Here is a 12,103-nt window from a genome sequence, read left to right on the forward strand (position 1 = left end):
GACAGTCGATTTATCCTCAGGTAAAGTTAAGCCAATATAAAAATTCATTTTGTAAACAAATTGAACGAGTAAGTAAATTGATTAAGACTGTACAGAAAACTTGTATTTGATGAGAGCAAGGTAGTTATGATCTTTTGAAAATGGCTCGGTGATTGGCATCGCTGAACGAAAGTAAAGTGATGATGGCTTGGCACTCATTATCGTGCACGCGTATCGAAGTATTCCGGATGCTTCCGTACGTTGGCGAGGAGTTAACTGCAAAGCTGGCTCGAATTAGAATGGTAATCACGACAGAGTTCGTTTCTATTAATTTAGAAACGGGCTCTTTTTATTTACAAAAATTTTTATGAAGATTGAAATTAATGGGGGAAATTAAAATGAAACAAACAATTAAAAAAATATTAGCAGGAACAACAGTTTTATTAGCAGGATTGATTGTAGCAGGTTGTGGCAAACAAGCCGCGGCTAAAAATACAACAACTGTCAAGGTAGGTATCATGAGTTCTGATGAAGACATTTGGAAACCGATAGCAGCTAAATTAAAAAAACAGAATATTAATTTGGAATTAAAAGAATTCTCTGACTACAACACACCAAATAAAGCTTTAACAGATCATCAAATTGATCTAAATGCTTTCCAACACTACAACTTCTTAAATAGTTGGAATAAAGCACATAAAACAAATATTGTTGTAGTTGGGCAGACCTATATTGCGCCATTAAATCTTTATTCAACGAAGATTAACAGTCTAAAAGCAATTAAAAAAGGCGATGAAATTACTGTTCCTAATGATGCCACTAATGAAGGTCGGGCATTAAATGTGTTAGAAGAGGCTAAATTAATTACTTTGAAGAAAAATGTAGCATTGCCTACGGTTAAAGATATCGTTAAAAATCCCAAACATTTAAAAATTACCGAATTAGAAAGCGATCAGACGGCGCGCTCCTTATCAGATGCCACTGCTGCAATTGTAACGAATGATGTTTCTGCTAATGCAGGATTAAAGTTAGATGACGCAATCTATCAAGAAACAGTCAATGAACGCTCTAAACAATGGATTAATATTATCGCGGCTAACAAAAAAGATCAGAACAACAAGGCCTATAAAAAAGTTGTCAAGGCTTACCAAACAGCAGCGACAGCTAAAGCAATTGTCAAAGTATATAAAGGTACGGCCGAACCGGTTTGGACTAACAAGTAAATTTATGCTAGTTTACGTAGAATGTATTAACAATTGTAACAAAGAATTGAAGTACTTCGTGTAAACACAGAAAAGAGCGGATTTGAAAAGTCTGGATAGTTACCTGAAAGGATAGATGATTTTTGAGTGATCAACCAATTATTGAATTAAAAAATATTGATGTGATTTTCAAAGAGCCTGAGCGTGAAGTTCGAGCAGTTGATGACGTACAGTTGTCAATTAATAAGGGCGATATCTTTGGTATTGTTGGCTATTCTGGTGCCGGGAAGTCAACATTAGTGCGAGTGATCAACCTTTTACAGCGCCCAACTAATCAAGCGGCAGTGGTTAAAGTTAATGGTGCCGACTTATTAAAACTTAACGCTAAGGAGTTACGAACTAAACGCCGTAAGATTGGCATGATCTTTCAACATTTTAATTTGATGAACGCGTTGACGATTGCCGATAATGTTGACTTTGCTTTAAAGAAATCTGGCTTATCTAAAGTAGAACGACAACAGCGTGTTGCTGAACTTTTAGAACTAGTTGGCTTAGCTGATAAAAGTCATGATTATCCAAGTCAATTATCCGGTGGGCAAAAACAACGGGTCGGGATTGCTCGAGCGTTGGCGAATCGTCCAGATATTTTAATTTCAGATGAAGCAACTAGTGCACTGGATCCTAAAACTACTGCTTCGATTTTGGGCTTATTAGCAGATTTGAATCGCAAATTAGGATTAACCATTGTATTGATTACCCACGAAATGGACGCGGTTAAACAAATTTGTAATCGCGTTGCAGTTATGGATGCAGGTAAAGTAATCGAAGAAGGAGACTTATTACAAGTTTTCAGTCAACCGCGTGCTGAATTAACGAAAGATTTCATTGATACCACCACACATATTCAATCGTCTCTTGCTGTGGTGGAACAACAAGCAATTGTGCAAAATCTTCAACCAGGAGAGGTACTAGTTCAATTGGGCTATGTTGGTGCAGCAACTGATCAACCACTCATTACAACGTTATATAAGCAATTTAATGTGAGTGCGAATATTTTATTCGGTAATTTGGAGATTTTACAAGATACACCGGTTGGACAATTATTAGTTGTTCTATCAGGAACACCTAAAGAAACACAGCAAGCTTTACGCTTCATGCAGGAAAACGATGTTCAAGTGACAGTGCTTAAATCTGGTGATAAGGGGGGCAACTAAATGCTTAATTTTTTAAATCAAGTGATGCCTAATGTTGTTGAGAATTGGAGCGGCGATACTGGTATGGTGACAGGTATCTGGCAAACACTTTATATGACCTTTTGGACGACACTAATTGGTGGTTTAATTGGCCTAGCATTAGGCGTAGCGTTGGTTATTTATGATGAGCAAGGCATTATGGCTAATAAGGCTGTTTATAGTATTTTAGATAAATTTGTTAATGTTTTTCGCTCGATTCCCTTTATCATCTTATTATCTGTTGTTTTTCCAATTACGCAGTTCATTGTTGGCACCACCATTGGACCTAAAGGCGCGTTAGTACCGCTAATCATCGGGACAGCTCCTTTTTATGCACGTCAAGTACAAAACACCTTGGTACAAATCGACCCCGGTGTTATCGAATCAGCTGAAGCATTGGGTTATGGACCTTGGACGATTATTACTAAAGTATATTTGCGAGAAGGATTACCGGATTTAATTCGGACTTCGGTTTTAACGATTATTTCAATTATTGGTTTAACAGCAATGGCAGGTGCGGTTGGTGCTGGCGGTCTAGGCTATATTGCCGTTAGCAAAGGCTACCAACGTTATCAAAATGATATTACGATTGTGGCAACGCTGTTGATTTTAGTGATTGTCTTTATTATTCAAGGCTTGGGCGATTTATGGGCGAAAAAAATTGATCATCGCTGAAAGTTGATCATTAATTTTGAATCAACTATTAAGCAGAAGAGTATTGTTATTAACCTGCTTAAATTGACAATGTTCCATGTGTAACCATTGCTAATTTAAGCAGGTTTAAAATGGCCAAACAAAAAAATAACCTAGCAAATTATTTATTTGCTAGGTTATTTTTTGACTTATTTAAACTTGATAGCGTTGTTTCTGGAACTCAACAATCTTGGTAATCAGTTCTGCTGGCAGAGGTTGATCATAAGGTAATTGAATGGCACCTTTACTCGTCTTATAAGCCTTGAGATCATCTTCAAAGGCAATGATTGGTTGTGGTGTCGGATAAAAGCCCAAATGATTTTTTGCGGCGGCAAAATAAACGAGTGTATGACCGCGCCAAAAGCTAGGCATATCATAAGAAATACGTTCAGTTGCTTTAGGCAATAATTTTTTAAGCAACTCGTACATTTCGGTAGCATAGGAGCGGTGTGCTTCGGGAACCGTTGCTAGATAATCTGTAATGACCGTCATTATCATTCTCCTTTTCTTGGTGCCAGGTGTAGTTGATAGGGTGCTAAAAAACTATTTTGCCAGTCTTGTTCAGTTTTAATTGCTTGACCAGTCAGCACAATACAAGCGTGTAATTCTTGAAATCCCCGCAAAGTTAGTGGCGCCAATTCAGGCATAATCAATTTTTGTGCACCGTCATAAGTCTTCGGTAGTTTAACCTCTAGGCGTTGGAACAATCGCCGCGCATAAGCGTCAACAATAAAAGTATCTTTACTGAGAACGTATAACATAATGGTGTCAGCTGTTTCCCGACCAATCCCAGATAATGCCAATAACTCTTGACGGATTCTTGATGCGGGTAATGTTCGTAATTGCGCTAAATCATCATGATAGGTGTCAAAATAATGACACAAATTTTTAATGGTCTGGGCTTTACGAACATAAAAACCGGCACTATGAATGATTTGTTCTAATTCTGAATTAGATAGTTGGCGAATATTAGCTGGCAAAAAGTCGGTTGTTTGTTGCAAAGCCGCTAATGCATAATCAACATTTTTCCAATTAGTATTTTGAATTAAAACGGCGCCCCAAACGATTTGCCAATCAGTTCTTGCCGGCCACCAGCCGGTACTGTCCAAATGATCATATAAAATATTGTAAAGTTCTACGAGTGTTATTTGCTTTCTAGCCATGTCTTTATTCTAATCTGTTAGCTCAATAAATGCTATTAATGACCGTTGAGAAAAGCTATTTGAAATAGCGCAACTTTAAAAAATAAGCCCAGATAACAATTGATTGAATCTTGTTATCTGGGCTTATTCTGCTTTATTTATTGGGAAATAGTAATGGATCTAGTGGTTTAGACATATTGTCCATGTTAATTCTTGGTCCGGTAACATTAGACAGCAAAATGAGCGCATTTTGACCATCGGGACTAATATGAACCCGTGATAAAAAGCCAACACCAGCACCATTAGTACCCTTATAAGTTAGATAATTATAATAACCACCACCGTAATGGCTAGTACTACCATCAACGAACAGTTGTTGATGTAACTTAGATAAAGTACCATCAAGTAAACTTTTTTCAACGCGGTATAAATCATGTGCACTCATGTAAATTTGACCTGTACCTAATTCGGAATGTTGCTGGGCAGCATTAGTGACAGCTGGATTTAAATAAGGTGTTTCTGGATCCATACCAGTCTTAAAGTAGTATCCTGTTGCCGATTCATAGCGATTAGGCAGTGCGTAAGCAAACGCGGTGTGTTTCAAGTGGAGCTTATTAATAATTTGCTTTTGAAATAGGTGAGGATAAGTTTGGTGACTAACTTTTTCAATGATACCAGCTAGTAAAATGAAATTAATCGCCTGATAGCGCCATTTATAATGCATATTAGGATTAAAAACAGTTTTGGGAATATCGTTGGCGATCAATTGCTGATTAGAAGTAAAAGTTGTGTTATTAAAGCCGTGCGGCGTAGACAACCCTGAAGTCATATTCAAAAGTTCGCGCAAGGTAATCTGATCAGCACCAGGAACTTTGGGATAATACTGACTAAGGTGATCAGTCAGTGCTACCCGGCCCAGTTCAACTTGTTGCATCAATAATGTGCCGGTCATACCTTTTTGAATCGAATTAATTTCAAAGCCGGTATTCAAAGTGTTAGCCTGTAATTTAGCAAAATTAGCGTAACCGCTAGTCCAAGTTGCCACTATTTTTCCATGATAAACAACTTCTGCGGTGCCTAAATAATGATTCTTTTTGGCGACAGCATTTAATTGTGTTTGAAAAAAATTAGGTAGAGACAATTTTTGCGCTTTTTGATTGGCCGTTTGTAACTGCTGCTGTTGCTTTTTTAATTGTTGTTGAAATAATTGACGTTCAGTAATAGCAGTTCGCTTTTTACCATAGAAATAGCCTGCTAAGCCACTAAAACCAGCAATTATCAAAACAAGAATCAACATTAAAATTGTGAACTTATCAAAATATCGACGTCGTTTTTGGCGTCGATATGTAGTCCTGGGCGTATAATTCGGGGTCATGGCTAATGGCTACCTTCTTTTTGTGGCAATGCTTGCTGCCAGTTTTTAGTGTAAAAGTAGGATTTTAAATGATAGTGCGGCTGTGCTTGTGGTTGTGTTAAGAATGGTTTAACGGCTTCATCCATCTTCAACCAACCCAACCAGCCTAAGTGAATTGTATCTTCCATCATGTAATCGTCGCGCGAATCGCTCGTCATATCAAGAATATGATTAAAACCCTGACTATTTAATTGATATTTTAATTTGCTGGCTGTCTGTTTCAGCATTGGTAAAGATAAGCCAGTATAACGTGACCACTTTTGATTGATAGGTGGAATCACGAATAATACATTAGTATGCATTTGTTTAAATTCACTGAGTAATAATTCGAGATCGCTATATTCTGGTGAATAACGATAATCAAAGTGCTTTTGGCTACCTCGTAGGGCATTAATACGCGATCCGCGTAAACGTTGGGCGTAGAAATGATTATCAATGCCTAAATCATTATTACTAGTATGCTTTTGAGCCAATTGAATAGCGGTGGTTGTGAGTATTTGGTTGGAATCTTTAGTAGGTAATTGACGCTCCCCTTTTTTAACGCGCTCCCAGTGCCGATCTAATTTAATTTTTGAGAAGAGTGCATCTTCATTACGTAACATGCGACGACGATATTCTAGAAATAGCTGTTCAGAATGGGAGATTTCCTGGCCGTCGGCTACCTTTTGCAAAGCATTAGTCATAACACTACTAGATTGACCAGAAGGCATACTTAGCAGTCGGTTAGCGGCATAACGCGTTGAAGCAGAATCTTTAGCTGTTAATAACCAATCAATTGCTTGAAGTGGTGAATAGAAATAACCAAAAGCATCAGGCGTTTGACCGTGTTTAGTGAACCACTGTGGTGAAATGATGAAGACTATTTTTTTGCCTTGTAATTGTCGATGAACACCTTGTAAGGCAAAGAAGTGATTAAGTGATTGACTGCCTGCACTACCCAAAAGAAATGGTTGATAAGAACGATGATATTTAGCAGCCAAAACAGAAGGATGTAGCGGATCCATACGTAGTAGTTCTGATGAGCCCATGAATGGGACGTAATTTTTAGAAAAGGCGGCTTGTTTGAGCATTGTGCCGTGGTAAACATTGGTTGAAAGTGAGACGGCACTGCGTTTGAGATCAGTGTTAGTGACACGACGATGATTTAAGGGGAGTAGAAGAATTCCCCAGACCAGGACAGCAGCAATAATAACTGGTCCAAAAATCAGCCAAAGTTTTTTTGTGCTTTTCATTTTAAAGTTTGAACCTTTGCAATAATTTTGTTAGGTGTTTCCCATTCTGAACGTTCAAATTCAGAAACAGGCACATCAACATTAAGTTCAGTTTGAATTTCTAGAAGTAATTGAACAGTTGCCATGGAGTCTAACAAGCCTGTTTCAAACAAGTTCGTATCGCCTTTTTCGCTAAGATCCTCATCTGTTAAATCTTTCAAAATTTCATAAATCTTTTCTGCATCTGTCATTATAAATCTTCCTTTCAAAATTAAAATAATTGTGGATTAGAACCAAAGTTTGTCTAAGAAACCGGAGAAAATTAAGAAGCTGAAACAAACCACGTTAAAGGTTAGAAAAATCGCAAAGTACTCGGTAAAGCGATTATGTGGAATTTTGTCCTGATGTTTCTTTTTAAAGCGTAGCCAGTAATCGTTAATGATAATGGCACCAGCATGGAACAAACCATAAACGATGTAATACCAAGTTACGCCATGCCAAAAGCCCATAATCAAAAAGTTTACGAGATAAGCTAGTTGGGAAATACGGACACGATTTTTTAACCAGCGGTGTTTCATAATCCAAAAGGTGAAACGCATGAAAATGAAATCACGGAACCAGAAGGATAAAGTCATATGCCAACGATTCCAGAATTCTTTGATGTTGTGAGAGGCAAAGGGTTTATTAAAGTTTTGCGGTGTTTGAATACCCATGAAATAACTGATTGAGATGGCAAATAAACTGTATCCAGCAAAATCAAAGAATAAATAGAGACTGTAAACGTACATATAGGCTAATAAATACCAGGAAAAACCAGTACCACCAAAGGCTAAACGTTGGCCTAATGCCAAGTGGGTGACAACTGGTAATAAGCGTGTTCCTAAGTAATAACCAATGATGTATTTATAAAGAAATCCTTGGAACAGATAAAAGACGGCCTTATTGATGTTCTGCAAGTAAACGTCACGTGCAGGTGGATTTTCGTAGTCTTTTAAGAAGCGACGATAGCGATCAATTGGTCCTGATGAAATTGTCGGGAAGAACAATAAGAAGTGTAAATATTGACTAGCCGAAATTTCCTTAATCGTACCATCGCGCAATTCCATTAAGACCTGGACGGTTTTAAACGTTAGATAACTAATACCTAAGAAGCCGAGATTAAAACCATGATTAGCAGGAAATAGCGGTGTTAACTTAACGATGGCCAAAGGAATAATACTTAGAACGATCATCGTTACAAAAACACTGGTTTGATTTTTTTTCTGTTGTCGATAATGAGCATAGCCGATTGTTAACAAGACTTGAAAAATGGTGTAACCAATTAAGGCAATACCTTGGTGCCAATGATTCCCACCAAAAGTAAAAATTAAGAAAACCAATGAAATTAAGGATTCATAGATTTTGAGTCTTTTACCGTAGTACAAGCCAATAATCACTGGCAATAAGCCGCTAAGAATAATCGCAAAGTAAGTAGGGTTACTATAAGGTTGTAAGTTGATCACTGTGAGTTAACCTCCTGTATCAAGGCCTTAATGTCAACTTTGTCATTTGCAGATAGTGGTAATTCATCTCGATAAACAAAGCGTTGCGGCATCATATAGGGCATAATGTTGTCGGTCAGTTCCGCCTTGATCGCTTTAGTTAGCTCTTTTTCAGAAGTGGTTGTTTCATTAGGGGCAATGATGGCAATCAATTGCACCACTCGATGATCGGCGTTATAACGAGGAACGACAACACCTTGCTTAATTAAAGGACTTTGGCGTAAATAGAAGTTAATTTCTTCTAATTCAATTCGGTAACCATTGAATTTAATCTGAAAGTCCATCCGACCACGGTAAAATAATAAATCATCTTCACCAAAGAAACCGAGATCCCCACTATGGTAGGCTTGTAAGTTAGCCTGCTTTTCAAAAGCTGCGGCTGTTTTTTCAGGTAAATTCAAGTAGCCTTTTGAAACGCTAGGGCCACTAATTAAGATTTCGCCAACTTCAGTATGGTCAACAGGCTTAATTGCAATATGAGTATCATGCTTAACGTGACCAATGGGTAGACGTTCATATTTTTCTAGAATGGCTGGTGTAATTTCAACGCCGGTTACAGCAACCGTCGCTTCAGTTGGACCATAAGTGTTGTAAACATGAGCTTCTGGGAAACGGGCTAATAAAGTAGCGGCGGTTTTATGACTTAATTCTTCACCGCAGAATAGGAAATGCGTCAAGTTTGGATAATTTTCACTGTTGAAATCTTTAAGTAATAGACACATTTCAACTAGTGAAGGTGTTGAGATCCAGACGCCTAATTCAAGCTGTGGTAATGTTGCAAATAGTTGCTTGAAATCTTCAGTAATAGCTCGTGGTAGAGCTTTTAGTGTGCCACCAGTGACAAGTGTTGGGTACAACCCCATCACCGAGAGATCGAAAGAAAATGGTGCCTGTGCTAAAACACTAGGTTGTTGTGGCCACTGAAAATCAGATACCAGCCAATTAACAAAGCTTAATAAATTATCATGAGAGATTTGTACGCCCTTCGGTTTACCAGTAGTACCGGAAGTGAAAATAATATAAAAATTGTCGTTACCCTGTACCGGTAAATTATCCTTTAAAGTGGCGACAGGTGTTAATTGCTGAATCGTTGCTAAATTAATAACGTCAATATCCAAATCCATAGGTAAAGATTCAATCGCAATGATCAAGGGAGCATGCGCGGTATCTTGAATCATTAATAGTCGTTCTTTAGCAGAATGGCTATCAACCGGAATGTAAGCGTGGCCTGTTTTAACTGCGGCCAAAAAAGCAACCAACATTTCAAATTGTTGACCACCATACACAATAATGGGAGCCTTTGCGGGTAGTTTCTTGGTTATTAACAGTTCTGCTAGTGCATTTGCCCGTTGTACTAGCTCGCGATATGAATAATTAGTTCCCAAATAATCATAAGCACTTTGTTCAGGTGTCTTAGTCGCAATGTCGTCAATTGCTGAGATAATATTTGTAATCATATTTTATTCAGTCCCCTAATTTAGAATTCGTTATAAATGAAGTGACTACCATTCACGCCAACGTAACTGTAGAGGTAGACCAGCATAAAAATAATGACGAAGTAAAAAAGTGTTTTTAAGATGAAATTACGTACTTGATGTTTTTGTGGATCTTTATTTTTGTCTGTCATTTTCATCCCCCTAGTTCAGATTTAATATTTAGAACTAGCTTAAGGCAAATCTTGCAATTTTTCGTGGGAACGGTCTAACAATTTACAGAGGTCAACTAACAATCTTGTAAGATTTACTGAAAATGCCATTAAATTTGTGTTGAATCTGTCGTTTATTTTCAAAAATATAATTTACTTGTATTTTTTTAAAAATATGACATAATCTATTTAGAAATATTTCTAAATAGATTATGGAAGTGAGTAAATGGGCCTCTCGGAATCCATGAAGGTATTAGCTGATCCAGTTCGGCGGCAGATTATTGAGAAGTTAAAGTCTGGTCCTAAAACAGCTGGTGAAATTGCTGATTCGTTTGAATTAACTAATGCGACAGTTTCTTATCATTTGAAATTGTTGAAGAAAGCTGGCTTCATTGCCGAAATGAAGGATAAAAATTTTATTTATTATTCGTTAAACAGTACCGTTTTCGAAGATATTTTAACTTGGATCTATCAAGTTGGGGGAAAGAAACATGATGAATAACACTAAAAAAGCGCTCAATTTAAAGCGGGTCACGATTTTTACTTCAATTATTATTCTGCTACCCATTTTTTATGGACTTGCTGTTTATAATGAACTACCAACACAGATTGCTATTCATTGGGGCGTTAACAATCAACCTAATGGCTGGGCTAGTCGGCCGATGGCTGTTTTTGGTATTCCTATTTTAATGATGTTAATGCAATGGTTTATGATTGGAACCTATGCTATTAGTGCGCGGTCTAAGGGACGTGCGCGTAGAATGGAAGTTGTAACTTTCTCGATCATACCAATTTTAACGATTGTTTTATACGTGGTGACGTTAGCTATCGCTATGGGAATGAAGCTAAATGTTGGCAAAATTACCACATTGCTTATTGGGGTCGTGTTTGTTGCTATGGGTAATTATTTACCAACAGTGACTTATGAACAGCAAGTAGGGTCGCGTCACTATCCCAAGCCAAGTAGTGCTCAGAATTGGGCTGTTGCTAGTCGGTCGATTGGTTACACGATGTTTTTCGGCGGTCTGTTAATGTTAATTAGTTTATTATTTCCAATGTTGGTTTCTGCCATTGTTGTAGCAGTGATTATTATTTTGCTCGTGTTATTCTCAATCCGTGGGGCAATGCGTCATGATGACTAATAATCTGTTTGTCTAATGATCTGATAGATATTGGTGAGTTCACGGGCAAAATAAGTATTCTTAGGATAGACGAAATAAATTTCATGAGTAACGGGTGTCTGGATAAGTGGAATTTGAGCGATTTGGTCTTGCTTGATTAAAGGCAAGGCCATTTTTTGATACATAAAACTAATGCCGACATCGTTTTTGACTAGTTCTTTAATCGCTGCGATATTAGCAATTTCAATAATTTGGTTAAAATCAGTTATTTGTAAGTTAGCTGCTTCTAAAATATTGCTAAGGATGTGTCGACTACCAGAACCATTTTCACGAGTAATGATTGTTTCACTTAATAAATCTTCTAACTGATAGCTTTGCGGCTTATCAAGCAAATGATTGATTGTTGCACAAACCGGAATATAAGCTTGGGATTCAAGCACCTGATAACCAAATTCATGCTTGTCAAAATTACCTTCAATTAAAGCAAAATCTGCTTGACCTTGGCGCACTAAATCTAGCGCGCTAGCAGTATTAGCTACTAAACAACGCAATTGAAAAAAGTCTTCAGAGTCTTGAAGTTCTTGAATTAAACGCGGTGCTAAAAAATCACTCAACGATAAAGTACAAGCAAAAGTTAGATTTCTAGATTCAGCATGACTGGCTTGTTTTTCGATGAATTTTTTAGTTTGGGCATTTAATGATTGGACGAATTCAGCAAGTTTTAAAGCTCTTGAGGTCGGCTGAATATGGTGACCAACATGATTAAATAAACGATAGCCAACTTCGCGTTCAAGTTTTTGAATGTGTTGGGTAACAGTGGGCTGAGAAATAAACAATTCTTCAGCAGTTTTAGTGTAAGAACCGGTTTTAACACAGCTTAAAAAAGTTTGGTATTTGTGATCTAACATGAATAGCCAATCCTA

General features: G+C 37.4%; 14 protein-coding genes. 5 read left to right on the forward strand and 9 right to left on the reverse strand.

Going from position 1 to position 12,103, the window contains the following annotated elements; genetic code table 11:
• Nucleotides 1–377: 377 nt before the first annotated feature.
• From FC84_RS05270 to FC84_RS05280, 3 genes are all read left to right on the forward strand, one after another.
• Nucleotides 378–1,202: a MetQ/NlpA family ABC transporter substrate-binding protein gene (locus FC84_RS05270; protein ID WP_057756528.1), complete on the forward strand. Its 825-nt coding sequence runs from the start codon at nucleotides 378–380 to the stop codon at nucleotides 1,200–1,202.
• Between the two features lie 122 nt (nucleotides 1,203–1,324).
• Nucleotides 1,325–2,395, forward strand: coding sequence for a methionine ABC transporter ATP-binding protein (locus FC84_RS05275; RefSeq protein ID WP_057756531.1), 1,071 nt, complete (start codon nucleotides 1,325–1,327; stop codon nucleotides 2,393–2,395).
• Nucleotides 2,396–3,088 (forward strand): methionine ABC transporter permease, encoded by a 693-nt coding sequence (locus FC84_RS05280; RefSeq protein ID WP_057756534.1) that lies wholly within the window; start codon nucleotides 2,396–2,398, stop codon nucleotides 3,086–3,088.
• 171 nt (nucleotides 3,089–3,259) lie between these two features.
• Here FC84_RS05280 and FC84_RS05285 read toward each other — a convergent pair whose 3' ends face one another.
• The 8 genes from FC84_RS05285 to FC84_RS08905 form a co-directional block, all read right to left on the reverse strand.
• Entirely contained in the window at nucleotides 3,260–3,598 is a 339-nt protein-coding gene (locus FC84_RS05285; protein ID WP_057756537.1) for an iron chaperone, read from the reverse strand.
• 2 nt (nucleotides 3,599–3,600) lie between these two features.
• On the reverse strand, nucleotides 3,601–4,269 hold the full coding sequence (locus tag FC84_RS05290; RefSeq protein ID WP_057756540.1) for an endonuclease III domain-containing protein: 669 nt from the start codon (nucleotides 4,267–4,269) through the stop codon (nucleotides 3,601–3,603).
• Between the two features lie 133 nt (nucleotides 4,270–4,402).
• Nucleotides 4,403–5,545 (reverse strand): serine hydrolase domain-containing protein, encoded by a 1,143-nt coding sequence (locus tag FC84_RS05295; RefSeq protein WP_162257968.1) that lies wholly within the window; start codon nucleotides 5,543–5,545, stop codon nucleotides 4,403–4,405.
• Nucleotides 5,546–5,625: 80 nt separating this feature from the next.
• Complete coding sequence (gene dltD / locus FC84_RS05300; protein WP_057756546.1) at nucleotides 5,626–6,894, reverse strand: D-alanyl-lipoteichoic acid biosynthesis protein DltD; 1,269 nt, start codon at nucleotides 6,892–6,894, stop codon at nucleotides 5,626–5,628.
• Nucleotides 6,891–7,124, reverse strand: a complete 234-nt coding sequence (dltC, locus tag FC84_RS05305; RefSeq protein WP_057756549.1) for a D-alanine--poly(phosphoribitol) ligase subunit DltC — start codon at nucleotides 7,122–7,124, stop codon at nucleotides 6,891–6,893. Before dltC ends, dltD begins: the two co-directional genes overlap by 4 nt.
• A 36-nt stretch (nucleotides 7,125–7,160) precedes the next feature.
• A complete protein-coding gene (dltB, locus tag FC84_RS05310) occupies nucleotides 7,161–8,375 on the reverse strand; it encodes a D-alanyl-lipoteichoic acid biosynthesis protein DltB (RefSeq protein ID WP_057756552.1) in 1,215 nt (404 codons plus the stop codon).
• The gene (dltA, locus tag FC84_RS05315) at nucleotides 8,372–9,871 is read right to left on the reverse strand and encodes a D-alanine--poly(phosphoribitol) ligase subunit DltA (RefSeq protein WP_057756555.1); all 1,500 of its coding nucleotides are present in this window, start codon (nucleotides 9,869–9,871) and stop codon (nucleotides 8,372–8,374) included. Before dltA ends, dltB begins: the two co-directional genes overlap by 4 nt.
• 20 nt (nucleotides 9,872–9,891) lie before the next feature.
• A complete protein-coding gene (locus tag FC84_RS08905) occupies nucleotides 9,892–10,041 on the reverse strand; it encodes a teichoic acid D-Ala incorporation-associated protein DltX (RefSeq protein WP_083479545.1) in 150 nt (49 codons plus the stop codon).
• A 244-nt stretch (nucleotides 10,042–10,285) separates the two neighbouring features.
• Here FC84_RS08905 and FC84_RS05320 point away from each other — a divergent pair, with 244 nt between their 5' ends.
• Together FC84_RS05320 and FC84_RS05325 are read left to right on the forward strand one after the other, a co-directional pair.
• Complete coding sequence (locus FC84_RS05320; protein ID WP_057756557.1) at nucleotides 10,286–10,561, forward strand: autorepressor SdpR family transcription factor; 276 nt, start codon at nucleotides 10,286–10,288, stop codon at nucleotides 10,559–10,561.
• The gene (locus FC84_RS05325) at nucleotides 10,551–11,201 is read left to right on the forward strand and encodes a DUF1648 domain-containing protein (protein WP_057756559.1); all 651 of its coding nucleotides are present in this window, start codon (nucleotides 10,551–10,553) and stop codon (nucleotides 11,199–11,201) included. The genes FC84_RS05320 and FC84_RS05325 overlap by 11 nt, the downstream gene beginning before the upstream one ends.
• On the opposite strand, the gene FC84_RS05330 is transcribed toward FC84_RS05325, so the two are convergent.
• Complete coding sequence (locus FC84_RS05330) at nucleotides 11,198–12,088, reverse strand: LysR family transcriptional regulator (protein WP_057756560.1); 891 nt, start codon at nucleotides 12,086–12,088, stop codon at nucleotides 11,198–11,200. The genes FC84_RS05325 and FC84_RS05330 overlap by 4 nt on opposite strands.
• Between the last annotated feature and the right edge of the window lie 15 nt (nucleotides 12,089–12,103).

It is taken from the genome of Lapidilactobacillus dextrinicus DSM 20335 (assembly GCF_001436095.1).
In the GTDB taxonomy this organism is placed as follows: Bacteria; Bacillota; Bacilli; order Lactobacillales; family Lactobacillaceae; genus Lapidilactobacillus; species Lapidilactobacillus dextrinicus.